Below are 20,831 nucleotides of genomic sequence, written 5' to 3'. Positions count from 1 at the left end.
TCAAGCCGGGCTTTCTCTTGCTGCGCACGCCTTACGCGCCACTCACACGGCTCAACCAGGTACAGAGCAACGCGCTCATCGTCGCCACATTGGTTCAGGCAGTCGCACTGCTCAGCCATTGGCCACCTCCTCCAGCAGCTTGCGCCGCCACGGGTAGTCCGTGATCTTGCTCAGCAGCACACAGCCCTCATGATGAGTAACCGGCGTGCGGGTCATGTAGGTTTTTTCGCCCGTGCTATCGCGCACGACGATGACGTGATAGCGCCGGCTAGAATCGGACTGCTCCACGCGCTTCGGAGTGAATCGCGACGGCGACCAGTCGCAGGACTCATCAGCAGGGATATGGCCGAACATCGCAGTGCAACGGCCGCAATGCACGCAGTCAGCGCAGGTCTTACCCTCAGGCAGATCCATATCGTCGCCGGTTCTCGGCAGAGGATCACGATCAGTCATTGGCCACCTCCCCATCACCCGCGGCGGCCGGCCCACCAAAGACAGCGCCAGGCGCATCTAACGACTCAAGCATGGAGCGGATCGAGCCGCTGCTACGCAGCGCATCACCTGCAGCCTTGATACAGGCAAGCGTTTGGGCGTGAGGATCAGTGCGACCGCAAGCACAGGCTGAGCACCTAGCTGCGCCCTCATCGAACTCATCGTTCAACCCTTCCTCATGAGCGATCCGGCCATAGTCGGTGTTGTCCCAGGTCGCACCCAAGCCACCGCACTCGCTGCAGCCGCTGCCCAGCGAGCACTGCAGAACGCTGCTGTAGGCATAACTGCCAACCGGGTGGCCGTCCTCGGTTTCATGGCAACCGGAGCAGCTGCGCCAGAAGCCATGCCCCTCGGCCAGCACTTCGGAAACACCCTCAAGCTCGGCCGGGCCGGCGTACAGCTCGTGAACACCTGGGCCGATATCGTCCAGCGTGTCCCATTGACGAATACGCAAGCCGCCATGGGCGCGCTCACGCACCAGGTGCAGCCGCACAACAGGGTTCGCCGCCTTCATCGCCCACCCCCTTTCCGCTCCAGCAGCTGCTGGCAGTCGATACAGGTCACGCAGTCATGCCCTGCCAGCGCCTCACGGCGCGCGAGCGGAATGGCACCACCGCACCAGTCGCACTCAAGCCGATGCACAGGCGCCACATTCACACGGGAAGCGGCGCGGGCCTGTTCGTGTACGGCGTATTCATCCGCCGCGCGATCAGCGTTATCAGCCATCAGCCTGCCCCTCCTCATGCTTGAGGCGCACCGCAGCGCGCAACCGGAACACCGCCTGCAGCATGCGCACGGCCAGCATCTCGAACTGAGCCAGCTCATCGTCATCCACATGGTCATCGGCCAGCGCCTTCGCCAGCTGCTCGCTCAGGTTGTTTTCGCTGCGCAGCATCTCGGTGATGCCCGTCAGCAAGGATTTCGGCGTGTCAGTTTCGTGAAGCTCAGACACATCAACGCCCACCCAGCCAATCGGCTGCAGCAGCGCATCAACAATGCGCGGGTCGCGGGTCAGGTCGAGAATCAGCTGCAGCTCATCGACGTTCACCCGGTGTTTCGGGTTGGCGCCGGTGCGGCTCAGCTTGTGATTGAGGGTCGAGGGGCTGATCACCCCGTCGACTGCGGCAATGGCAGTGGCACCGCCTGGGTAATCGTGCGCCGCGTGGTACAGCGCCTGTTGTAGCGTCAGGATCGAACGCTGGGCGCGCTCGACACTGTTCATGCGTGGTCGGAAAGACATGGACAACTCCCGGAGCCATGCCCGAAGGCACGGGCTCCCTTAGTCAGGTGGTCGCATGCAGCCGGCGAACCGACCGCACCCCAGGCAAGGCCCGTGCTCCGCACAGGCCCTGCCCTCAACAGCCCGCCCGCTGGTGGTGACAGCGAACGGGCAACCCCAGGCATCCCGGCCCAGGTACGGCGCGTGGTGGTGGCACGCGCCAGGAGGTGGCAGCCGCCGGAGCAAGCTGCCATTGGCCGTGGCGAGGCGTGTTGCTATAGTCCTCACCACGGTGCCCCCTCGTCAGGTGGTCCGTAGCGCAACGGCCGTGAGGTCGCTGCAAAGCCTGCTGATCTGTGGTGGAGAGGCAGGCAACACAGAGCCCTAGGGCTCTGGCGGCCACCGCTACAACGGCGGCCGGGAAACAGGGCGCCTAACGGCGCCTTTTTTCTAAGCAGCAGCCGGAATCTGTGCAGGCTCAGGCGGGAAAACGTCATCAAGCGTGCAGCAGGCGCCAAGCTCATTAAGCCCGCGCACAATGGCTCGACACTCAGCCAGCCCAGGCACGCGCCGACCCGCTTCATAGTTGCTCAGGCGCCCCTGCGACCAGCGAAGCTGGTCAACAAGCGCGAGCTGCGAGATTCCAGCAGCTCGACGAATCTCGGAAATGCGGTTCATCTAGCGACCTCCAGTTGGTACGGCAAGAAAACTAACAACGTATCGTTGTTTTTGCAACACGTTTAGTCGTCACCGAATTAAACGGAGCGTGATATTTTTTCGCAATGGAAAGTCTCGGCACACGAATCGCACGCCTGCGAAAGGCAAAAAACCTCTCTCAAACTCAGCTCGGCAACGAGTGCGACTGGGAGAGAGGTCAAGCGCGCGTCAGTAATTATGAAAACGGACTGCGCGAACCCAGCCTGGCCGATCTGCGTACGCTTGCAGCAGCACTCGACGTTTCGCTGATGGAATTGATCGAAGGCGAAAAGATCCAAGCCGCCGAAACACCCGCAACCTATGGTCACGTACCCGACGCCACTGAATACGCACTGGTGCCCCAGTACACGGCACACGGCGCCGCAGGCAATGGCCAGCTAAATGACCACGTTGAAGTCAAAGGCGGCCTAGTATTCAAGCGCGCATGGCTCTCCCGCATGAGCCTCAGAGAACGCAACCTGCACGTGATATATGTCCAGGGGCACAGCATGGAGCCGACCGTGTGCGATGGTGACGTGGTGCTGCTCGACGAAAGCCAGACTCAACCACGAGACGGCCGCATCTTTGCGCTCCGCAAGCCAGACGGCGAACTGATCATCAAGCGCTTGATCCAGTCCCTGACCGGCGGCTGGATCATCCGCAGTGACAACGAAGACAAGCGCGCCTACCCCGACCAACCCGTCTCTGACAGCGACATCGAGCAGCTATCCATCGTCGGCCGCGTTGTATGGCATGGAGGCGCCCTGTAATGGCTCGCATATCCCGCAGCATCAATGAGCAGATCCGCACAGTACTGAGCTGGGAAGAACGGTGGCAAGCAGACGACAAAGGCCTGATCAGCTGCTGGGAGACGGGCCGAGAGCTGGCCAGTGCTAAGCCTGAGCTGGCCGAGGCTGCCCGGAATGGCGAACTTCCTGTTACCCACTGGAAAGGCGGGGTCAGCCGCACCCTCAAGAAGCTGGATAAGTACGGCGCACTGCAGTACCTCGCTCAATGGCAAGGCTTGCGCGGCGAAGATCTCGAGATAGACCCTGCACAAGAAGTGACGATCACCTGTAGCAAAACCAGCATGGTGATCACCTTCACAGCGGATATCAGCAAGCTGATAGACGCCAACACGGACGAAACCGCAGAGGAAGCTGAGCAAGATGGTAGACCTGCACCAGGAATTCCAGAACAGTCGCTGCTTTCATGAGGCTCGCATTGACCGCAGATCAGCCGACGCACTAATCGGCCTGGCAGCAGGCATCACCGCAGACGGCACCATCAACCAGGCAGAGGCCGAATTCCTCAAGCGCTGGATTGAGACCAACCTGAACCACCTGGCCGACCCGGTGGTGAACATCCTTTATCGCCGCCTGGCGGACATGCTCAGCGACAACGTCCTAGACGCGGATGAAGCCGCCGAACTGCTCGACATGCTCCGACAGTTCACCGGCCTGGAACTCAGCAAGGCCCACCCCTTCCAAGCTCCGACCACCCTACCTATCGACCAGCCAGCCCCTAGCCTGTTTTGGGATAGCCGCCTATTCCTGTTCACTGGCGTCATGGCATACGGGCCTCGTAAAGACTGCGAAGCGCTGGTCACCGAGCGCGGCGGCCTAATCGCGCCGAGCGTGAGCAAGAAAGTTCATTACCTAGTGGTCGGCAGCATCGGCAATGACCAGTGGTTGCACAGCAGCTACGGCACCAAGATCAAGAAAGCCGTCGAACTACGCGAGAGCGGCATTCCCCTCGCTATCGTGACCGAGGAGCACTGGCAGAAATCCATATTCGGCTAGCTGTTTTCTCGCAATACAACAATTCGTTGTTGACATAACAACAACGATACGTTTTATTTGCCTCGTCTCTCCACCACAGAGCCGAGGTAAACCATGTCAGCATCTGTTCACGCGCTCCCGTCTTGCCAGGCAGAGCGCATCTTTGAACTACGCCGCGCCGCCGAGGCCACCGGCTGCCAGTTCTCCCGCGTAAAACCCAAGTTCCTGTTCTCCACCGGTCACGTCGACTTCCTGCCCAAGGAAGCCACCGGCCGCCGCTTCACCGTGGCCGATCAGCCGCCCTTCGATCCGAACGATGGAGGGCACGCGGCATGATGCGCACACCAACCCCCCAAGCCGCACACCCGCACCAGCAGCTGCTGAGAACCATCCTGGGCGAGATCAAGCGCCTGCGTGAGTCCAGCAACCGCTTCGTAGTCGAAGATCAGTCAGGCCGCTGCCACGGAATGATCTACGCGGGCTTCATCCTCGGCGCTATCACTGATGACCAATACGACCGGCTTTCCGACCTGACCATCAGCGCGGCCTACTACCGCCGCATGGAGCAGGAGCAGCCGCCCTACACCTGGCTGGTCGCTCCAGACAAGAAGGTGGCCGCATGAACTTCGCCCTCCCCGAAGACAACCTGCTGCGCCTGCTGGCCCAGCTCAACATGACCGGCACCTTCAACCACACCGTTTCGCGCATGCCCTACAGCCGCGAGCAGGTGACGTTCCGCATCCGCATCGAGCGCGGTAACCCGGCGACCGCCGTGCGCATCGAGATGGGCGAGATGGTGCACTGCATGGACGTGAAAACCGACGATCCCGAGAAGCACCTGAAGGTCGCTGACTTCATCGACGCCATTGCCAATGGCCGCGTAGACGGCGGCGAGCCTGCCCCGCCCCGCGTCACTCGCCAGCCCCTGTTGCCCGAGCCGGACGCCCTGCTCTCCACCGACCAGACCAACCGGCTGCGCTACATGGTGCGTCACGGCGGCTTTGCCAGCCTCGAAACCGGCCTGGCGCTGCCCATCAACGTCGCCGTGCACCGTACCCGCCCGGCCGAGGGCGTGACGATCATCGCCAGCATTGGCACCGCGAAGCCACGCACCAAGTGCTTCACCGTTCGCGGCGATCAGCACGAGTGCCTAAAGCGCCTGCTCAGCAGCATCGAGCACCTTCACATCATCGCCACGCCCCAGCGCGCGGCCGCAGCGTAGGAGGTGACATGAGCCATTCACTCAAAGACACCGCCGAGCGCCTGGGCCTCAAGCACCGCGACATGATGAAGCGCATGCGCGAGAAAGGCCTGCTGGACAAGTTCAACCGGCCGGCCAATCCCGAGCTGACCAAGCTCTATCTGGTCACGCGTGAATTCCGCTACCACCACCCGGTGCACGGCGTGCAGTACCCGCGCACCACCCGCGTCACCGATGCCGGTATCCCCTGGCTGGCCGACAAGCTCGGCATCGAGCGCCAGATGCCAGAACCCCAGGCAGATCCGCGCGATGTCGCCTGACACCTCGCTCCGGCCCCGCCAGTACGCCGCTCAGATAGTCGCGCTCAAGAGCAAAGACGAACGCCGCGCGGCACTGGCTGGCGTGCCGGAGCACCTGCGCGACCTCGTGCGTACCCACGTCGAAATCGCCTGGAACCACCCACAAAGGACAGACTGATGGACACCCGACTGATTGAGTCCCTGCTGATCGAGCTGCTGAAGCTCGGCCCCGAGCGCTTCACCCAGGACAAGATCCTGGCCAACCTCACCCTGGCCGCCACCGCAGCCGGCCTCTCCCTCACCACCGAAGGCAGTACCCTGCAGCGCGAACACCTGCAGTTGGCCGCCGCGCTGGAGCACCTGGCCGCCGACCTCGGCAGCCAGTACCGAGCCCGCGCCACGTTGCGCCTCGGCGCCGGCCTGGACGGCATCGAGCTGGGCGCCGTCATCGAGCCGGTGGACAGCACCGCCCCGCTACCGCGCTTTGTCGCGTTCGGCTCCACCGCCCGCGCCACCCTGGCCGGCATCAACGCCGAGCTGCGCAAGACGCTCCAGCCACACACCAAACCAGCCCCGCCACGCATCGCTGGCCGGGTCAGCCTCAAGCGTCTGGCTGACCAGCTCGCTGACGACCAGGCGACTGCCGCATGAGCCAGGCCAACCAGCGCGAGCTACGCCTACTCACCGCCCCGCGCGCGCAGACCGTCGAGCTGCTGTTCCGGGTGTTCGGTGACCTGCTCGTGCCCGTCGAGCGGCTGCGCGCGCAGTACTTCGACAAGCTCAACGACGACAACTTCACCCGCGCCCTGCGCGAGCTGCGCGTGCCGCTACCCGTCACCAAGCTCGACGCCAGCGCCAAGGGCACCAAGTTCGTCGACATCCGCCACCTGGCCGTACTCATCGACACCCAGGCCGAAGCGGCCGACGCCGAGCTAGCCGAGAAGATCAGACCAGCAGAACAGGAGGAATAGCCATGGGATTCATCACCTACGTCATCCGCATGCCCGAGGCAGGCGACAAGAAGAAGGCCATCACCGAAGCCGTACGCGCCCTAGCGAATCAGCACAGCGCCGAGATCACGGGAATCTCGGCCAATGACGAAATGACCCTGGCTGAAATGTACGAGAAGCGACTGAGCGAATGGGACGCAACGGATGCCCGTAAAGAAGCCGAAGCGCTCTGGGCTGAATCCTGATCGCCACACCGAGCAACACCAAAACCACCTGACAGCCGAACCCGCTGCCACCACCAGCGCCCGGCCAACACGAGGAAGACCACCATGGAACTCACCACAGCACAACAGTGCGCTCTGCTTGTCATGCTCGCCACCAGCGCGCTGGCCTGCTTCATCTTCTACAGCATCGGCTTGCGCACAGGCCGCGACGCCGGCAAGAAGCAAGGCGCCGACAGCGCAGCCGCTACCTGGGAAAAGCTGCTGCAAGCCAAGAACGTCGCCAATGAGGATCTGCAGGCCCAGCTCGACGCCCGCACCCGCGAGGCCATGACCCTGCGCAGCAATATCAGATCCGAAGCCGACGACCACGCCCAGGTCGAACGCGGCCTACTCAACCGTCTGGCCGCCACCTCGCCGTTGAGCGATGAAGACCACGCCGTGCTGATCGATGTAGTCGCCAAGCTGGAGCTGGCAGCCGACACCTTCGCCGGACTCAATGCACACGACCACGCCCGTTTCAGCCGCCACCTCCAAGCCCAGGTGCTGGACATGGCCGAGCGCATCAAGAAAGCCCAGGCCAACACCCAGCCCCACCCCGACAGCGAGCTGATCGACTGGCTGGACATGGACGCCGGCTTCAGTTTCGACTTCCAGACCGCCCATCTGTACTTCGACTGCAACCCCGAAGGACTGAATCCGGTCACCAACAGCCTGCGTGAGATCGTGCGCCGGGCAATGGACCAGGCAGCTCGCGAAGACTTCGACGCCGCAGACATGGAGGACGCAGCATGATCCGCCGTCACTTCCCCCTGCTGCGTCTCACGCCCGAGGCGGCCGGCAAGCTACAGCACGACCACAACCGCGCCCTCGCCAAGCTCGCCCAGCTGGAGCGCGAGCACGCCGAGCTGCAGCACCAGATCCGTGCCCAGCTCGGCACCGAAACCCTCTGGAAGCTGCGCACCGACGCCCGCAATGCGGTGCTGCTGGTCGACCTCAAGCAGGAGGCCGCCTGACATGAGCTGGATTCTCACCCAAAGCGCCACCCAGGTGGACATCCTCAAGCCCCAGGCCAAGCAGATCCGCATTGACGACATCTGCCACGGCCTGGCCTTCGTCTGCCGCTTCAATGGCCAGACCCGCCACCACTACTCGGTCGCACAGCATTCCCTGATCGTCGCCGACATCGTGCCGCAGGAGCACAAGCTGGCCGGCCTGCTGCACGACGCCACCGAGGCCTACCTGGCCGACATTGCCCGCCCCATCAAGCTGTTGATGATTGAGGCCGCCGAGCGACGCAACGACGCATGGACCCAGGTACTCAACCTGCACGCCTTGAACGCGCGCGACGCCTGGAGCTATGCCAGCTCGCTGCGACTGTTCAAGGCCGAAGAGTTCAGCGGGCTGTCGCTGCTGATCGACACCTACAAGCAGCTTGAAGAACGCCTGTGGCTGGCCATCTGCGAACGTTTCGACCTTGACCCGGTGCTGCCCGACTGCGTGCACGAGGCGGACATGATCGCCCTTGCCACCGAACGCCAGCAACTCATGCCCCCGCACCCCGAGCCATGGGCATGCCTCGAAGGCGTCGAGCCGCTGAACAAGGCGATCCCCGAGTGGACGCCTACCCACGCCCGCCAGGCCTACCACCATCAGCTGATGGAACTGCTGGCCACCACCCACCGCGCCAAGGCGCACGCCCAGGCCGAGCGCGAGCTGCAGGAGGTGAACGCATGAGCGCTGCCCATGACCCAATGAAGGCGCCTATCAGCCTGCACGGCCTCGGCTTCATTCAGGTGCAGCTCCAGGCCGGCCAGCGCCTGCACGTCTGGCACCCGGAACTGCCGCGCCGTAGCTGCTTCGAGTTCTCTGCCATCCATAGCCACCGATTCGACTTCACCAGCACCGTGTTGGTGGGTACGCAGGTCAATATCGACTACGGCGACATTCCCGAAGGCACCTATCACAACGTGCCGCCTACCCACGTCCTGTACCTGCACGAAGGCCCCCGCTCACCCAGGGGCGGCCGGCCCTGGACTCCCAACGGGAAGGCACACATGAGCGAGCTGGAACGCACCGAGATCCACGCCGGCAGCAGCTATCAGATGAAGGCCTACAGGTTCCACCGAACCGAGCCAGGCGGCGACGGCAAAGTGGCCACCATCATGACTAAGGGCCGGGAAGGTCAGAAGGGCGCGCAGTCGAGTTGCCTGATCGGCATCGAGCCGGACACCGACTTCGACCGTTTCCAGCTCACCCCGGCCCAGCTTTGGGCCTACGCCATCGACGTACTAAGCGGCAGCACCGCCGCCAACCTGATCGCCCAGGCCGAGCTGGAGCTACTGGGCAAGGTCGAACAGATGGCCGCTTACTACGAAGGGCCGAATGGCTTTTTCGACTGGATCGACCAGCAGAGGTCACTGCGCAACGGCTCGACACTGCCGATGCCTGGCGACGCACAGGAGGCCAGGCCATGAGCTGCGAACAGTACATCGCAAAGTCGTTCAGCAAGCGCAACAGCCAGTTGATCGACTACATGAACGACCTGATCGAAGACTACCAACGCCAGGGCTATGTGCTCACCGTCCGCCAGCTGTACTACCAACTGGTAGCCCGCGACGTGATCGAGAACACCCTGCAGTCGTACAAGCGCACCGCCAACCTGATCAACGACGCCAAGCTGGCCGGGCATATGGACTGGGACGCCATCGAGGACCGCACCCGCGAGTTTCTGACCAATCCGCATTGGGACGCCGGCAGCTCCATCCTGCGCAGTGCTGCCCAGAGCTACGGCCAGGACATGTGGGCGAATCAGGAAACCCGCGTGTTCGTGGTGATCGAGAAGGAAGCCTTGATTGGCGTGCTGACCGGCACCTGCCGCAAATGGGACGTGCCCATTCTGGCTGCGCGCGGCTACCCGAGCGGGTCTGTCCTGCGCGGGTTCGCCGAGGACCACCTATTGCCGGCCCTATATGCAGGCCAGCGGGTGCGCGTGCTGCACCTGGGCGACCACGACCCGAGCGGCATCGATATGACGCGCGACCTGATCGAGCGGCTATCGCTATTCACTCGCCACGAGATGGACGATAGCGACCTAGACCGCATCGCCCTGACGATGGACCAGATCGACGAGATCAAGCCGCCAGAGAACCCGGCCAAAACCACGGATTCGCGCTTCGCCGCGTACCGACCCCAGTACGGCACGAGCAGCTGGGAGCTGGACGCACTGTCGCCGCAGTACCTCAACAACCTGCTCGAAGGCCATATCGAAGACCACGTGGACCCGGACGCATGGGCAGAGAAGTCGGCCGAGGTTGACGCCGTGCGCAACGACCTACACCACCTGGCTCGCTCCCAAGAAGAGAAGGAGGCTCGGTCATGACCCAAGCCCCCGCCACCACCGTAGCCACTGCCGTGCGACAGCACGGCGGCGGCCGTCACCCGCTGAACCTGCTGTGCACGGTGCTGGCCGGCCGCCTGCAGGACTCGCGCGGGGGCGCTATAGACCGCCGCGCCGAAGGCGCGACATCATCCAATACCCTGCCCGCCAGCTGCGCAGCAGCTGCACACCCCACGACAGGCGTGCGCCGCGCCCGCGAGTTGAGCCCATCGCTCCGCTCTCAAAGTTGCCAGCACGCGCAGCTTGTCGAGGGGTATACGCCCCCCTCAGTGGGCGTCCCTGAGCTTCCTGATTATCTGTTCGGTAGTCATATCAGCACGCAGTTCCGCACCCTGCTGCTGAGCCAGGATGGCAACAGCCAGCAGCAACTGACCCTGAGCAAACGAGCTGAGCGTTTCCCAGTCCTCAACCAGCGCCCTGAACACTGCAGAGCCAGCAGCATTGAGATCTGTCGGTATAGGCATGGGCGGATTCTGCATCAAGTCGCTCAACGACTCGACCAGAACACGGGTTTTGGTATCTCTGTCCATTGCATCCTGCTCCTGTCGCTGTTCGGAACCATGACTTTAGCAGGGAGAGCCCAGCCATGACCGCCCCAACCCAAATCGACCTGGCCACGGCGATCCGCTGGCCGTTCCACCCGACCGATTCCCTGCAGGGCGATCTGCACAACATCGTCAGCGTCTCGGGCGGCAAGGACTCCACCGCCCTGCTGCTGCTCGCCATCGCTCAGGGGGCGCACAACCTGCGCGCCGTGTTCGCGGACACCGGCAATGAGCACGAGTTGACGCTGGAGTACATCGACTATCTGGAGCAATCCACGGGCGTCACCATCGAACGGCGCCGTGCGGACTTCTCCCGCCAGATCGCCCGCAAGCGCGAGTTCATCGCCACCAAGTGGCGCGACCAGGGTGTGGCAGAAAGCATCGTCGAAGCCGCACTGCAGGTGCTCCAGCCGACCGGAATCCCGTTCCTCGACCTGTGCCTTTGGAAAGGACGGTTCCCCAGCCGCAAAGCCCAGTTCTGCACCGAGGAACTCAAGCGCAACGTCATCATCGAGCAGGTCATGCTCCCCCTGATGGACGGCCAGAACATGATCATGAGCTGGCAGGGCGTGCGCCGCGACGAATCTGACGTGCGCCGCTACCTGGCCGAGTGCGACGAAGTGGGCGGTGGCCTCTACAACTACCGGCCAATCCTCAAGTGGGACGTGGCCGCCGTGTTCGAGTCCCACCGCTACATGGGCATCAAGCCGAACCCGCTTTACACCCTCGGCGCCGGTCGAGTGGGCTGCATGCCCTGCATCAACTGCCGCAAAGGCGAGCTGCGCGATATCGCTGCACGCTGGCCCGAGGTCATCGACCGCCTCGAGCACTGGGAAAACCTCGTGGGCCAGACCTGCAAGCGCCAGGGCGCCACCTTCTTTGCAGGCAGCAATGCCAAGCACCAGCAGGGCTCTATCAAGGAAATGAGCGCACAGCAGATCGTAGATATCGCCAACATCCGCCAGGCCGTTGAGTGGTCGCGCACCACGCGCGGCGGCATCCAGTACGACCTGATCGCCAGCGACGGCGAAGCCGACGCCACTGCATGCAGCAGCGCCTATGGCCTGTGCGACAGCGACTGGCAGCCGGTGAAGATTGAGGAGGCAGCATGAAAGACTCTGTACCAAACCCCGAGCTGCCAGCAGCACGCATCAGCGCAACGGTCAGCACCGGTTTCAGCTGCACCACGGCAGACGGAAAGCCTGCACGCCTGGCCATTGTCGATGAAGCAGGCAACGTGATCGAGGCCGGCGCCAACGTGGCGTGGGCGGCCTGGCGGGTGTGCATCGAGGTGCAGGAGAACTACTGGGAGGGCATGGGCCACCTGGTGGTTCACAGCAGCCCACCCGGCGACCCTGAGCTGGCGGCAATCCTGATCGGTAAGAAAGCCGCCTGATCACCCTCGGCGGTCGCGGCCAGCCTTCCAGGCCCCCGACCGCCGATCAACATCCAGCGCGACACGCTGCCCCGAACGCGACACTAGCACCAAGTGGATCACCTTCGACTTCGGATCAGGCACCACCCCTCGCGTGTAAACCGTAATGCGGCTGAACGTATCGAGCACGAGCTGCCGCAGATGCTCACGCGCCGAGCTATGCACGTCCTGCCCATCAACCGCCAGCTTCCGCCATAGCTCAGAGCCTGCAGGCGTTTGCACTTGCCCCACCAGCGCCTGTTCACGCTCCAGCTGGGTCACCTCAGCCTGTATCCGCTGTAGATCTGCTTCAAGCTCGCGGGCCTTGCGCACAAATGCCAATGGCGCAGCGCCCTGGTCGTCAGCCAACAGCGCCTCGGTAATACGCTGCAGCTGCCGCTCGATGTCCGCTTCCTTTCGCCGACAGGCCTGCAAGCGCTGCCGCACCTGATGACCATCGTCAGCCGGCTCCAGCAGCCGCGACAGGTTCATCTGATCCGAACAGTAGGACAGTAGCGCCTTCTCGATTGGCACAACGCTGCAACTAGCCGACTTACACCCTGCACCATTGCTGTATGACGTGCAGTGCAGGCGCCTATGGCCATCGGCCAGGCTGCCATCATCGCGCTTGCGGCTGACCAGGTTCTGCGCAACCAGGGCAGTGCCGCAGTACCCGCACCAGGTGATGCCAATGCCGGTCACAATACCGACGATGTCGCTGGCACCACGACGACCATGCCGCGTCTCGGTGGCGGCCTGCAGAGCTTCATACTCCACATCGGCAAGCACTGGCGGGTAGTAGCCCTCTAGCAGGTAATCCTCACCATCGAGACTGATGCGCTTCGCCCCTCGCAACGCCGGCAACTTCACAAGACGGTAGATCTGCTGGCCAGAAATGCTCCAGTCCCCCAGGTCATACCCACGCTCAGCCAACTTGCGCACAGCTCGCGTGGCCCCCTCGCCCTGCTTGTACAGCTCAATGGCGTAGCGCACCGCCTCGACGCGCTCTGGTATCAAATGCCAGGCCTGGCCATCCCATCTGAGCCATTGCGGGTCCTGGCCATTTCGGATCAAACCACGGTAGGTGCCAGCCACCCAGCCTTCGCATTGGCGCCTGATCGCAGCCTTGACCCGCTTGCTCTTCGTGTCGGACTCCTCGTGAGCGCGGATCATCACTAGCAGGCTGTAGACCAGGTCCATCGGCTGCGCTTTCAAGCCGGCCCGGTTGTACTCACGCCCATCGCTGGCGGTAACCACCGTAATGCCGGCATTGATGATCTGAGCCAGCTGCGCCTGTGCTTGGATCGGCTCGGCCCGACTCAGTCGGTCAAGCCCCTCTACGATCAACACCGAGCCGTCAGGTATACGTCCCTCGTCGACGGCACGCAGAAACGTACCGAGTGCCCCTTGCTTGACGTGATTCTGGTGGTAAGCCGACAGCCCCTCGTCGCGCAGCGACAATGATTCATCGAGCGTCAGGCCACGATCAGCAGCCCACCGCTGCGCATACTGCAACTGACGGTCGGCACTGCTGCCGGTCGCCTGCCGGGGATCGGAAAACCTCAGATAGCTGTATACTCGCGCGCTAATTTTTGCTCTCTCCCGTGATCAGTGATGACAACTACTCAAACTAAGAAAGCTCCTAGTGTAGGGTTTATTTCCTTAGGGTGCCCCAAGGCGACCGTCGACTCCGAACGCATCCTGACCCAGCTGCGCATGGAAGGTTACGAGATCGTGCCGACCTACCAGGATGCCGACGTGGTGGTGGTCAACACCTGCGGCTTCATCGACAGCGCCAAGGCCGAATCCCTGGATGCCATCGGCGAGGCGATCGCCGAGAACGGCAAGGTGATCGTCACCGGCTGCATGGGCGTGGCCGAGAACAGCATCCGTGACGTGCATCCCAGCGTGCTGGCCGTGACCGGCCCGCAGCAGTACGAGCAGGTGGTCAGTGCGGTGCACGAGGTGATTCCACCGAAAACCGAGCACAACCCGCTGATCGATCTGGTGCCGCCGCAGGGCATCAAGCTGACACCGCGTCATTATGCGTACCTGAAGATTTCCGAAGGCTGCAACCACAGTTGCAGCTTCTGCATCATCCCGTCGATGCGCGGCAAGCTGGTCAGCCGCCCGGTCGGCGACGTGCTCAGCGAAGCCGAGCGCCTGGTCAAGGCTGGCGTGAAGGAGCTGCTGGTGATCAGCCAGGACACCAGCGCCTATGGTGTGGACCTGAAGTACAAGCTGGACTTCTGGAACGGGCAGCCGGTCAAGACCCGCATGCTCGAACTGTGCGAGGCCCTGTCGGCCATGGGTGTATGGGTGCGCCTGCACTACGTCTACCCCTACCCCAACGTTGACGACGTGATCCCGCTGATGGCGGCCGGCAAGCTGTTGCCCTACCTCGACATTCCTTTCCAGCACGCCAGCCCGAAAGTGCTCAAGTCGATGAAGCGCCCGGCCTTCGAAGACAAGACCCTGGCCCGTATCAAGAAGTGGCGCGAGATCTGCCCCGAGCTGACCATCCGCTCCACCTTCATCGTCGGCTTCCCGGGCGAGACCGAGGAAGACTTCCAGTACCTGCTCGACTGGCTGAGCGAAGCCCAGCTCGACCGCGTCGGCTGCTTCCAGTACTCGCCGGTGGAAGGCGCCCCGGCCAACGACCTGGGCCTGGAGCCGGTGCCGGACGACGTCAAGCAGGAACGCAGGGAGCGCTTCATGGCGCACCAGCAGGCCATCAGCTCGGCACGCCTGCAGGCCAAGATCGGCCTGGAGATGGACGTGCTGGTCGACGAAGTGGACGGCGAAGGCGCCGTCGCCCGTTCCTGGGCCGACGCTCCAGAGATCGACGGCAGCGTGTTCATCGACGCCACCAACGTGAAGCCCGGTGACAAGGTGCGCGTGCGCATCGTCGATGCCGATGAATACGACATGTGGGGCGAGCTGGTCTGAGCCTACTGCCTGCAAGCCCCGCTCCGGCGGGGCTTTTTCTTTCTATCTGTCCCCCTCCCTGCCAGAGCCCTGCCATGAGCGAACCTACCCGCCTGTCCAAACGCGTCATCGAACTGTTCGGCTGCTCGCGCCGCGAAGCCGACCTGTACATCACCGGCGGCTGGGTCAGCGTCGACGGCCAGGTAATCGAGGCGCCGCAACACAAGGTGGACGAGCAGCAGCGGGTGGAACTGCTGCCCGGTGCCAGCCTCGATTCGGTCGACCCGGTCAGCCTGCTGCTACATGTGCCGGCCGGTAGCAGCGCCGCCGCACTGCAACACCAGCTCGGTGCCGCCCAGCACTGGGCGGACGACCCGCATGCCCAGCGCATCCTGCACGGTCACTTCCTGCGCCAGGAACAGAGCCTGCCGCTGCAGAACGGCGCCAGCGGCCTGGTAGTGCTCAGCCAGGACTGGCGTGCCCAGCGCAAGCTGCGCGAGGACGGCGCCAGACTGGAACAGGAATACCTGGTCGAGGTCAGCGGCGAGATGCCCGCCAACGGCCTGGAACGCCTGAAGAAAGGCCTGCTGCACAAGGGCGTGCAATACCCGCCGTGCAAGGCCAGCTGGCAGAGCGAGCAACGCCTGCGCTTCGCCCTGAAGAACCCGGCGCCGGATCTGCTGCGCACGCTGTGCACCGCGCTTGGCCTGCAGGTACGGGAGATGAAGCGCATCCGCATCGGCGGCGTGCCGATGGCCAAGCTGCCGCTCGGGCAGTGGCGCTACCTGGGCGACAAGGAACGCTTCTGAGGCCGTGTTAGGCTGTGCCCATCACGCTCTGGAGACCACCATCATGCGTACCCTGCTCCTCATCGCCCTGCTCGCCCTGAGCCTGCCCGGCTTCGCTGCGCCAGCGCCGTTCTTCCTCTGGCAGAGCAAGAGCGACGGCCACCTGACCTGCGCCCAGACCAGCCCGGGCGAAGGCTGGATCCGCTTCACCGGGCCGTTCCGCGATGCGGGCTGCCGGGTGGCATACGACGCCCCGGTCAGCAGGCGCTGAGAGTCGGGCCATGCAGCATCTGGTTTCCCCGGTCGGTATCGTCCACTCCTGCTTCAAGGAAAAGTTTGCCATCCCGCGCCAACCGCATCTGGCCCCCGCTGCGCGCGGCGTGCTGGAGCTGCTGCCGCCCTTCGATCAGGGTGATGCCGTGCAGGGGCTGGAACAGGTCAGCCATGTCTGGCTGCTGTTTCTCTTTCACCAGGCACTGGAAGACAAGCCGCGCCTGAAGGTGCGCCCACCGCGCCTGGGCGGCAACCAGTCGGTGGGCGTGTTCAGCACCCGCGCCACCCACCGCCCGAATGGTATCGGTCAGTCGGTGGTGCGCCTGGAACGGGTCGAACCAGGGCGCCTGCACCTGTCCGGCATCGACCTGCTCGACGGCACACCGGTGCTGGATATCAAGCCCTACGTGCCCTACGCCGACAGCGTGGCCGAGGCGCACAACGGCATGGCCGACGCGCCACCGCCACTGATTCCGGTGGACTGGCAGGACGCCGCCCTGCGGCAGGCACAGCAGCATGCCCTGCGCCTTGGCGAACCCCTGGTGCAGCTGATCGAACAGTGCCTGGCCCAGGACCCGCGCCCGGCCTACCAGCAACCCCAGCCGGACCGGCGCTACGGCGCGCGCTTCTGGGACCTGGACGTGCACTGGCACTACCCGGAGCCGGGGCGAATTCGGGTACTCGATGTGCAGACGGCCGCCACCTGATCAGACACATGAGCAGGCATTTCGGTTGGCAATGATGCCTGCTTTACCTGCTGCAACGCCCTAGGGTGAAGGCCTCAATATCCTGCGAGGCCTTTTCATGCATCCGTACTTTTCTCTTGCCGGGCGTACCGCCCTGGTCACCGGCGGCACCCGCGGCATCGGCCTGATGATCGCCAAGGCCTTCGTCGAAGCCGGCGCCCATGTCTATGTCTGCGCGCGTGACGGCGAGGCCTGCGCACAGACCGCCGCCGAACTGTCGCAGCTCGGCCAGTGCACCGGCATCGCCGCCAACCTGGCCAGCGAAGAAGGCGTGCAGGCGCTGGCCCAGGAGCTGGGCGAACGCATCCAGCGCCTGGACATACTGGTCAACAATGCCGGCACCACCTGGGGCGCGCCGCTGGAGAGCTACCCGGCCAAGGGCTGGGAGAAGGTCATGCAGCTCAACGTCACCTCGGTGTTCGGCTGCATCCAGCAGATGCTGCCCCTGCTGCGCGAGGCTGGCTCGGCAGCGTGCCCGGCGCGGGTGATCAACATCGGTTCGGTGGCCGGCATCAGCGCCATGGGCGAACAGGCCTATGCCTACGGACCGAGCAAGGCCGCCCTGCATCAGCTGTCACGCATGCTGGCCAAGGAACTGGTGAGCGAGCATATCAACGTCAACGTGATCGCTCCGGGGCGCTTCCCGAGCAAGATGACCCGCTTCATCGCCGAGGATGAAGCCGCCCTGGCCGCCGATACCGCCGTGATTCCGATGCAGCGCTGGGGCCGTGAGGAAGAGATGGCCGCCCTGGCCCTGACCCTGGCCGGCAGCGCAGGTGCCTACATGACCGGTACGGTCATCCCCATCGACGGCGGTTTTCACCTGGGCTGAAGGCTGTGCCGGCGGCCGCGCTGCGCATCACGCCCGCGGCTGGCCGTGCGCCCTTCAGCGCGACGGATTGAGCGCCAGCATATCGGCCTCGATAGCGTCCTGACGCTCGATCAGTGGCTCCACCAGCGGGCGGCTGGCCAGGAAATGCGCAGTGTGCGTATGCGCCTGGAAAGCCGCCTCGTCGACATACACCTCGTACAGCCAGACCAGATCGGGATCGCTGCGGTCACGCATCAGGTCGAAGGTCAGGCAGCCCGGCTCATCACGCACCGAGGCGGCGGCATTGACCTGCATGGCAGACATGAACGCGTCGAACCGGCCAGGCTTGAGTCTGGTCTTGAGCAATAGCACGTACACTGCACCCTCCAATATGTTTTATATTTGAAGAATTATTGTATACATAATGGAGTACAAAGAAATGCTCGAACGCCCGTCCCGTCTCAATGGCCTGCGCCACCTGGCCCTGCTGGTACCCAACCTGGAAGCCTGCGAGCGTTTCTATGTGGATGTGCTGGGCATGCAAGTGCTGCACCGCGCCAACGAGGATCTGGTCTACCTGACCTGTGGCAACGACAACCTTTCGCTCGGCCGCGCCTACGCCGAGAGCCATGGCGTGCCGCTGGTCGATCATTACGGTTTCATCGTCGACAGCGTCGAGGAGCTGGATGCCTGGTACCACTACCTCAAGGCCTGCGGCGTGACACTGCTGGACAGCCCGTTCGAGCATGGCGACGGCGCGCGCAGTTTTCACCTGCTGGACCCTGCCGGCAACAAGGTCCAGCCGCTCTATCACCCGGCGATATCGGGCCAGCGCTTCAGCCCGGCCGCCTGATCAGGCAGCCGCAAGCGGGTCACTCAGGTACGGAACTGCCCGACCAGTCCCTGCAGTTCCACGCCCAGGCGCGCCAGCTCGGCACTGGAGGAAGCGGTCTGCTCGGTCGCCGTGGCGCTCTGCTCGCCGATGTCGCGCACCCGGGTGACGCTCTCGTTGATCGCCTCGGCCACCGCGCTCTGCTCTTCGGCAGCCGCGGCGATCTGCTGGTTCATCTGCTCGATGGTGCTGACCGCCTGCGTGATGCGCCCCAGGGCATCCCCCGCCTCGCCGGCCAGCTCCACGGTGCGGCGGGTCAGGTCGCGGCTGCTGTCCATCTGCTGCACGGCGTCCTTGGCCATGCGCTGCAGGCTGGCGATCAGGGTCTCGATTTCCTCGGTGCTGTCCTGCGCACGCTTGGCCAGCGCCCGTACCTCATCGGCGACCACCGCGAAACCGCGCCCCTGCTCGCCGGCACGCGCCGCCTCGATGGCGGCATTGAGCGCCAGCAGGTTGGTCTGCTCGGCGACGTTGCGGATCACCTCCAGCACGCTGCCGATGCGTGCGCTCTCCTTGTTCAGCGCGGCGATGGCCTCAGCGGAGTGCTCCACTTCACCGGCCAGGCTGTCGATCTGCTCGACGGCCTGCTGCACCACGCGATTGCCCTGCTGCGCCTCCAGGTCCGCGTCACGTGCGGCCAGCGAGGCCTGCTCGGCGTTCTGCGCCACTTCCTGTACGGTGGCAGCCATCTGGTGCATGGCCGTGGCGGTCTGCTCGGTTTCCAGCTTCTGCGTCTGCACACCGGCGCTGGTCTGCGCGGTGATCGCCGACAGCTGATCGGCCGCTGCAGCGATCTGCCCGACGCCACCGCCGATGCGGCCCACCAGATTGCGCAGGCTCAGGGTCATGTCCTGCATGGCCGCGAGCAGTTGCCCAACCTCGTCGCGGCGGTCCTGCGGGATGTCCTGGCTGAGGTCACCGGAGGCGATACGCTGGGCGAAGCTCACGCTCTGGCGCAGCGGGCCGACGATCAGGCGGGTGATCAGCAAAGCGGCACAGATACCCAGCACGATGGCCGCAGCGCCCATGACGCCGAGCATCAGCAAGGCGCGCTGGCTGCCACCGAGCATGCTCTGCTCAGCGCTGACCTGGGCCGACTCGGCCAGGTCGACCACCGAGCGCGCACGCTCGATCATGGCCTTCTCGGTCGTATGGTTCTGTTCGCGCAGCTGCTGGTAGTAGAGGAAGGAGCGCTGGTACAGGGTCAGTGCCTGCAAGGCGGTATCGATGGCCGCCTTCTGATCGTCGTTGAGCCAGACGGTGAGGCTGCGGGCGACGGTCTGCAGGTCTTCGCTGACGTACTCCCACTCCTCCAGCGCCTTGGGTGAGCCGTCGATGATGTAGAGGCTTTCCTGGCCGCGCAGATCGAGCATGCGCTTGCTCAGGCCGGAGGCAGTTTCCGCCAGGGTCAGCGGATCGCTGCCGCGCAGCCGGTCACCTTGCAGGCGCAGTTCGCGCACGGCGTCATACATGTCCAGTTCGATCACTTCGAACTGGTCGCGCGCCTCGGCGGCAGCGGTGCGCATGTCCTGGCGGGCCTCGCGCGCCTTGCCCTGCTGTTCGACGTAATTGTCGAACTGCTTGAGGTATTCGGCGGTGGCCTGCTGCATGGTCTGTACGCGGCTGCTTTCCACGCTCTGCTGCGCCAGTTGCTCGAGCATGCCCTGCACCTTGCGCAGGCTCTCGCGCACACGCTCGGCGCTCTCCGGGCTCTGCTCGATGGCGAAGTTGCGCTCCAGACGACGCGCCTGGAGGATTTCCTGATTGACCTGCGCCAGCTGGCCGACCTGCGCGTGCCCCTGGAGCACGGCCTGGACGGCGAGATAACCACTGCCGGTCATGGCGGCGGTGAGCAGCAGCACGAGGCCGAAACCGATGAGGAGTTTCTTGCCCACGGCAAGGTTGGCAAACAGACGCGCGGCAGGCTTGAACATATGGGGGTCGCTCCAGTTCTTCTTATTGCAGCCGCACCTCGTGGGTGCGACCTGATCGACTGAACAGGCAACTGCTGTGCCATGCCGAGAACAACGTATCGGCAGGTACCTGGCACCGCTTGAGTGCTGGCAATTGGCCAAACGAACAGTCTGAGGATAGCCACTGCCCGCTCGCCAGCAGGCGCATTTCGGCAAATATCCGCTTACTGGCGCCGTATAACTGGCGACTTCCCGCCCCCTG

31 protein-coding genes are annotated in these 20,831 nt (G+C 64.0%); 23 read left to right on the top strand and 8 right to left on the bottom strand.

Annotated features, from left to right (window positions below; all coding sequences use genetic code 11):
- Nucleotides 1-111: 111 nt before the first annotated feature.
- The 4 genes from JLK41_RS09040 to JLK41_RS09025 all read right to left on the bottom strand — a co-directional run bounded on the left by JLK41_RS09040 (nucleotide 112) and on the right by JLK41_RS09025 (nucleotide 2,389).
- Entirely contained in the window at nucleotides 112-453 is a 342-nt protein-coding gene (locus tag JLK41_RS09040; RefSeq protein WP_210391273.1) for a hypothetical protein, read from the bottom strand.
- Entirely contained in the window at nucleotides 446-1,006 is a 561-nt protein-coding gene (locus tag JLK41_RS09035) for a hypothetical protein (protein ID WP_210390808.1), read from the bottom strand. The genes JLK41_RS09040 and JLK41_RS09035 overlap by 8 nt, the downstream gene beginning before the upstream one ends.
- 204 nt (nucleotides 1,007-1,210) lie before the next feature.
- Entirely contained in the window at nucleotides 1,211-1,732 is a 522-nt protein-coding gene (locus tag JLK41_RS09030) for a phage regulatory CII family protein (protein ID WP_047584246.1), read from the bottom strand.
- 429 nt (nucleotides 1,733-2,161) lie between these two features.
- The gene (locus tag JLK41_RS09025) at nucleotides 2,162-2,389 is read right to left on the bottom strand and encodes a helix-turn-helix transcriptional regulator (RefSeq protein ID WP_210390807.1); all 228 of its coding nucleotides are present in this window, start codon (nucleotides 2,387-2,389) and stop codon (nucleotides 2,162-2,164) included.
- Between the two features lie 104 nt (nucleotides 2,390-2,493).
- On the opposite strand from JLK41_RS09025, the gene JLK41_RS09020 reads away from it, so the two are divergent.
- From JLK41_RS09020 to JLK41_RS08950, 15 genes are all read left to right on the top strand, one after another.
- Nucleotides 2,494-3,177: an XRE family transcriptional regulator gene (locus tag JLK41_RS09020; protein ID WP_210390806.1), complete on the top strand. Its 684-nt coding sequence runs from the start codon at nucleotides 2,494-2,496 to the stop codon at nucleotides 3,175-3,177.
- Nucleotides 3,177-3,623 carry a hypothetical protein gene (locus tag JLK41_RS09015; protein WP_210390805.1) on the top strand — a complete coding sequence of 149 codons (447 nt, stop codon included), beginning with the start codon at nucleotides 3,177-3,179 and terminating at the stop codon, nucleotides 3,621-3,623. The genes JLK41_RS09020 and JLK41_RS09015 overlap by 1 nt, the downstream gene beginning before the upstream one ends.
- Entirely contained in the window at nucleotides 3,577-4,209 is a 633-nt protein-coding gene (locus JLK41_RS09010; protein WP_210390804.1) for a BRCT domain-containing protein, read from the top strand. Before JLK41_RS09015 ends, JLK41_RS09010 begins: the two co-directional genes overlap by 47 nt.
- A gap of 93 nt (nucleotides 4,210-4,302) precedes the next feature.
- Nucleotides 4,303-4,524 carry a hypothetical protein gene (locus JLK41_RS09005; RefSeq protein WP_210390803.1) on the top strand — a complete coding sequence of 74 codons (222 nt, stop codon included), beginning with the start codon at nucleotides 4,303-4,305 and terminating at the stop codon, nucleotides 4,522-4,524.
- Complete coding sequence (locus JLK41_RS09000) at nucleotides 4,521-4,811, top strand: hypothetical protein (protein WP_210390802.1); 291 nt, start codon at nucleotides 4,521-4,523, stop codon at nucleotides 4,809-4,811. Before JLK41_RS09005 ends, JLK41_RS09000 begins: the two co-directional genes overlap by 4 nt.
- On the top strand, nucleotides 4,808-5,410 hold the full coding sequence (locus JLK41_RS08995) for a hypothetical protein (protein ID WP_210390801.1): 603 nt from the start codon (nucleotides 4,808-4,810) through the stop codon (nucleotides 5,408-5,410). The genes JLK41_RS09000 and JLK41_RS08995 overlap by 4 nt, the downstream gene beginning before the upstream one ends.
- A gap of 8 nt (nucleotides 5,411-5,418) precedes the next feature.
- Entirely contained in the window at nucleotides 5,419-5,709 is a 291-nt protein-coding gene (locus JLK41_RS08990) for a phage antirepressor KilAC domain-containing protein (RefSeq protein WP_210390800.1), read from the top strand.
- 156 nt (nucleotides 5,710-5,865) lie between these two features.
- On the top strand, nucleotides 5,866-6,339 hold the full coding sequence (locus tag JLK41_RS08985) for a hypothetical protein (protein WP_210390799.1): 474 nt from the start codon (nucleotides 5,866-5,868) through the stop codon (nucleotides 6,337-6,339).
- Complete coding sequence (locus JLK41_RS08980) at nucleotides 6,336-6,659, top strand: pyocin activator PrtN family protein (RefSeq protein WP_210390798.1); 324 nt, start codon at nucleotides 6,336-6,338, stop codon at nucleotides 6,657-6,659. The genes JLK41_RS08985 and JLK41_RS08980 overlap by 4 nt, the downstream gene beginning before the upstream one ends.
- 2 nt (nucleotides 6,660-6,661) lie before the next feature.
- Complete coding sequence (locus tag JLK41_RS08975) at nucleotides 6,662-6,883, top strand: hypothetical protein (RefSeq protein WP_210390797.1); 222 nt, start codon at nucleotides 6,662-6,664, stop codon at nucleotides 6,881-6,883.
- Between the two features lie 84 nt (nucleotides 6,884-6,967).
- Nucleotides 6,968-7,654 (top strand): hypothetical protein, encoded by a 687-nt coding sequence (locus tag JLK41_RS08970; protein WP_210390796.1) that lies wholly within the window; start codon nucleotides 6,968-6,970, stop codon nucleotides 7,652-7,654.
- Nucleotides 7,651-7,875: a hypothetical protein gene (locus JLK41_RS08965; protein ID WP_210390795.1), complete on the top strand. Its 225-nt coding sequence runs from the start codon at nucleotides 7,651-7,653 to the stop codon at nucleotides 7,873-7,875. The genes JLK41_RS08970 and JLK41_RS08965 overlap by 4 nt, the downstream gene beginning before the upstream one ends.
- Nucleotide 7,876: 1 nt before the next feature.
- Nucleotides 7,877-8,596 (top strand): phosphohydrolase, encoded by a 720-nt coding sequence (locus JLK41_RS08960; protein WP_210390794.1) that lies wholly within the window; start codon nucleotides 7,877-7,879, stop codon nucleotides 8,594-8,596.
- Nucleotides 8,593-9,336: a hypothetical protein gene (locus tag JLK41_RS08955; protein WP_342357369.1), complete on the top strand. Its 744-nt coding sequence runs from the start codon at nucleotides 8,593-8,595 to the stop codon at nucleotides 9,334-9,336. The genes JLK41_RS08960 and JLK41_RS08955 overlap by 4 nt, the downstream gene beginning before the upstream one ends.
- Complete coding sequence (locus tag JLK41_RS08950; protein WP_210390793.1) at nucleotides 9,333-10,241, top strand: hypothetical protein; 909 nt, start codon at nucleotides 9,333-9,335, stop codon at nucleotides 10,239-10,241. The genes JLK41_RS08955 and JLK41_RS08950 overlap by 4 nt, the downstream gene beginning before the upstream one ends.
- A 284-nt stretch (nucleotides 10,242-10,525) precedes the next feature.
- Here the strand turns inward: JLK41_RS08950 and JLK41_RS08945 are convergent, their stop codons facing one another.
- Nucleotides 10,526-10,789, bottom strand: a complete 264-nt coding sequence (locus JLK41_RS08945) for a hypothetical protein (protein WP_210390792.1) — start codon at nucleotides 10,787-10,789, stop codon at nucleotides 10,526-10,528.
- 56 nt (nucleotides 10,790-10,845) lie between these two features.
- Between JLK41_RS08945 and JLK41_RS08940 the strand changes: the two genes are divergently transcribed.
- Together JLK41_RS08940 and JLK41_RS08935 are read left to right on the top strand one after the other, a co-directional pair.
- On the top strand, nucleotides 10,846-11,916 hold the full coding sequence (locus JLK41_RS08940) for a phosphoadenosine phosphosulfate reductase domain-containing protein (protein ID WP_210390791.1): 1,071 nt from the start codon (nucleotides 10,846-10,848) through the stop codon (nucleotides 11,914-11,916).
- On the top strand, nucleotides 11,913-12,200 hold the full coding sequence (locus tag JLK41_RS08935; RefSeq protein WP_210390790.1) for a hypothetical protein: 288 nt from the start codon (nucleotides 11,913-11,915) through the stop codon (nucleotides 12,198-12,200). The genes JLK41_RS08940 and JLK41_RS08935 overlap by 4 nt, the downstream gene beginning before the upstream one ends.
- Here the strand turns inward: JLK41_RS08935 and JLK41_RS08930 are convergent, their stop codons facing one another.
- A complete protein-coding gene (locus tag JLK41_RS08930) occupies nucleotides 12,201-13,784 on the bottom strand; it encodes a recombinase family protein (RefSeq protein WP_425321857.1) in 1,584 nt (527 codons plus the stop codon).
- 48 nt (nucleotides 13,785-13,832) lie between these two features.
- Between JLK41_RS08930 and rimO the strand changes: the two genes are divergently transcribed.
- From rimO to JLK41_RS08905, 5 genes are all read left to right on the top strand, one after another.
- The gene (gene rimO / locus JLK41_RS08925; RefSeq protein ID WP_210390789.1) at nucleotides 13,833-15,167 is read left to right on the top strand and encodes a 30S ribosomal protein S12 methylthiotransferase RimO; all 1,335 of its coding nucleotides are present in this window, start codon (nucleotides 13,833-13,835) and stop codon (nucleotides 15,165-15,167) included.
- Between the two features lie 74 nt (nucleotides 15,168-15,241).
- Nucleotides 15,242-15,955 carry an rRNA pseudouridine synthase gene (locus JLK41_RS08920; RefSeq protein WP_210390788.1) on the top strand — a complete coding sequence of 238 codons (714 nt, stop codon included), beginning with the start codon at nucleotides 15,242-15,244 and terminating at the stop codon, nucleotides 15,953-15,955.
- Nucleotides 15,956-15,998: 43 nt separating this feature from the next.
- Nucleotides 15,999-16,205, top strand: coding sequence for a hypothetical protein (locus JLK41_RS08915; protein WP_037056885.1), 207 nt, complete (start codon nucleotides 15,999-16,001; stop codon nucleotides 16,203-16,205).
- A 10-nt stretch (nucleotides 16,206-16,215) separates the two neighbouring features.
- Nucleotides 16,216-16,914: a tRNA (N6-threonylcarbamoyladenosine(37)-N6)-methyltransferase TrmO gene (tsaA, locus tag JLK41_RS08910; protein ID WP_175253527.1), complete on the top strand. Its 699-nt coding sequence runs from the start codon at nucleotides 16,216-16,218 to the stop codon at nucleotides 16,912-16,914.
- Between the two features lie 97 nt (nucleotides 16,915-17,011).
- Nucleotides 17,012-17,785: an SDR family oxidoreductase gene (locus JLK41_RS08905; protein WP_210390787.1), complete on the top strand. Its 774-nt coding sequence runs from the start codon at nucleotides 17,012-17,014 to the stop codon at nucleotides 17,783-17,785.
- A gap of 54 nt (nucleotides 17,786-17,839) precedes the next feature.
- Here JLK41_RS08905 and JLK41_RS08900 read toward each other — a convergent pair whose 3' ends face one another.
- Nucleotides 17,840-18,142, bottom strand: a complete 303-nt coding sequence (locus tag JLK41_RS08900; protein ID WP_037056892.1) for a putative quinol monooxygenase — start codon at nucleotides 18,140-18,142, stop codon at nucleotides 17,840-17,842.
- Nucleotides 18,143-18,203: 61 nt separating this feature from the next.
- On the opposite strand from JLK41_RS08900, the gene JLK41_RS08895 reads away from it, so the two are divergent.
- On the top strand, nucleotides 18,204-18,617 hold the full coding sequence (locus JLK41_RS08895) for a VOC family protein (protein ID WP_037056894.1): 414 nt from the start codon (nucleotides 18,204-18,206) through the stop codon (nucleotides 18,615-18,617).
- Nucleotides 18,618-18,640: 23 nt separating this feature from the next.
- Here the strand turns inward: JLK41_RS08895 and JLK41_RS08890 are convergent, their stop codons facing one another.
- Nucleotides 18,641-20,590 (bottom strand): HAMP domain-containing methyl-accepting chemotaxis protein, encoded by a 1,950-nt coding sequence (locus JLK41_RS08890; RefSeq protein ID WP_037056898.1) that lies wholly within the window; start codon nucleotides 20,588-20,590, stop codon nucleotides 18,641-18,643.
- Nucleotides 20,591-20,831 lie beyond the last annotated feature (241 nt).

The sequence above is a fragment of the Ectopseudomonas khazarica genome, assembly GCF_017915135.1.
Lineage (GTDB): Bacteria > Pseudomonadota > Gammaproteobacteria > Pseudomonadales > Pseudomonadaceae > Aquipseudomonas > Aquipseudomonas khazarica.
This window is presented reverse-complemented; position numbering and strand designations above follow the sequence as displayed.

Bases quoted from the DNA above. Each gene is read 5' to 3' on its own strand.
- JLK41_RS08940 (WP_210390791.1), top strand. From the start codon at position 10,846: ATGACCGCCCCAACCCAAATCGACCTGGCCACGGCGATCCGCTGGCCG.
- JLK41_RS09035 (WP_210390808.1), bottom strand. From the start codon at position 1,006: ATGAAGGCGGCGAACCCTGTTGTGCGGCTGCACCTGGTGCGTGAGCGC.
- JLK41_RS09030 (WP_047584246.1), bottom strand. From the start codon at position 1,732: ATGTCTTTCCGACCACGCATGAACAGTGTCGAGCGCGCCCAGCGTTCG.
- JLK41_RS08950 (WP_210390793.1), top strand. From the start codon at position 9,333: ATGAGCTGCGAACAGTACATCGCAAAGTCGTTCAGCAAGCGCAACAGC.
- JLK41_RS09015 (WP_210390805.1), top strand. From the start codon at position 3,177: ATGGCTCGCATATCCCGCAGCATCAATGAGCAGATCCGCACAGTACTG.
- tsaA (WP_175253527.1), top strand. From the start codon at position 16,216: ATGCAGCATCTGGTTTCCCCGGTCGGTATCGTCCACTCCTGCTTCAAG.
- JLK41_RS08990 (WP_210390800.1), top strand. From the start codon at position 5,419: ATGAGCCATTCACTCAAAGACACCGCCGAGCGCCTGGGCCTCAAGCAC.
- JLK41_RS08985 (WP_210390799.1), top strand. From the start codon at position 5,866: ATGGACACCCGACTGATTGAGTCCCTGCTGATCGAGCTGCTGAAGCTC.
- JLK41_RS09005 (WP_210390803.1), top strand. From the start codon at position 4,303: ATGTCAGCATCTGTTCACGCGCTCCCGTCTTGCCAGGCAGAGCGCATC.
- rimO (WP_210390789.1), top strand. From the start codon at position 13,833: ATGACAACTACTCAAACTAAGAAAGCTCCTAGTGTAGGGTTTATTTCC.
- JLK41_RS08965 (WP_210390795.1), top strand. From the start codon at position 7,651: ATGATCCGCCGTCACTTCCCCCTGCTGCGTCTCACGCCCGAGGCGGCC.
- JLK41_RS08960 (WP_210390794.1), top strand. From the start codon at position 7,877: ATGAGCTGGATTCTCACCCAAAGCGCCACCCAGGTGGACATCCTCAAG.
- JLK41_RS08980 (WP_210390798.1), top strand. From the start codon at position 6,336: ATGAGCCAGGCCAACCAGCGCGAGCTACGCCTACTCACCGCCCCGCGC.
- JLK41_RS08895 (WP_037056894.1), top strand. From the start codon at position 18,204: ATGCTCGAACGCCCGTCCCGTCTCAATGGCCTGCGCCACCTGGCCCTG.
- JLK41_RS08975 (WP_210390797.1), top strand. From the start codon at position 6,662: ATGGGATTCATCACCTACGTCATCCGCATGCCCGAGGCAGGCGACAAG.
- JLK41_RS08995 (WP_210390801.1), top strand. From the start codon at position 4,808: ATGAACTTCGCCCTCCCCGAAGACAACCTGCTGCGCCTGCTGGCCCAG.
- JLK41_RS08945 (WP_210390792.1), bottom strand. From the start codon at position 10,789: ATGGACAGAGATACCAAAACCCGTGTTCTGGTCGAGTCGTTGAGCGAC.
- JLK41_RS09020 (WP_210390806.1), top strand. From the start codon at position 2,494: ATGGAAAGTCTCGGCACACGAATCGCACGCCTGCGAAAGGCAAAAAAC.
- JLK41_RS08955 (WP_342357369.1), top strand. From the start codon at position 8,593: ATGAGCGCTGCCCATGACCCAATGAAGGCGCCTATCAGCCTGCACGGC.
- JLK41_RS08890 (WP_037056898.1), bottom strand. From the start codon at position 20,590: ATGTTCAAGCCTGCCGCGCGTCTGTTTGCCAACCTTGCCGTGGGCAAG.
- JLK41_RS08915 (WP_037056885.1), top strand. From the start codon at position 15,999: ATGCGTACCCTGCTCCTCATCGCCCTGCTCGCCCTGAGCCTGCCCGGC.
- JLK41_RS08920 (WP_210390788.1), top strand. From the start codon at position 15,242: ATGAGCGAACCTACCCGCCTGTCCAAACGCGTCATCGAACTGTTCGGC.
- JLK41_RS09000 (WP_210390802.1), top strand. From the start codon at position 4,521: ATGATGCGCACACCAACCCCCCAAGCCGCACACCCGCACCAGCAGCTG.
- JLK41_RS08935 (WP_210390790.1), top strand. From the start codon at position 11,913: ATGAAAGACTCTGTACCAAACCCCGAGCTGCCAGCAGCACGCATCAGC.
- JLK41_RS09025 (WP_210390807.1), bottom strand. From the start codon at position 2,389: ATGAACCGCATTTCCGAGATTCGTCGAGCTGCTGGAATCTCGCAGCTC.
- JLK41_RS09010 (WP_210390804.1), top strand. From the start codon at position 3,577: ATGGTAGACCTGCACCAGGAATTCCAGAACAGTCGCTGCTTTCATGAG.
- JLK41_RS09040 (WP_210391273.1), bottom strand. From the start codon at position 453: ATGACTGATCGTGATCCTCTGCCGAGAACCGGCGACGATATGGATCTG.
- JLK41_RS08905 (WP_210390787.1), top strand. From the start codon at position 17,012: ATGCATCCGTACTTTTCTCTTGCCGGGCGTACCGCCCTGGTCACCGGC.
- JLK41_RS08970 (WP_210390796.1), top strand. From the start codon at position 6,968: ATGGAACTCACCACAGCACAACAGTGCGCTCTGCTTGTCATGCTCGCC.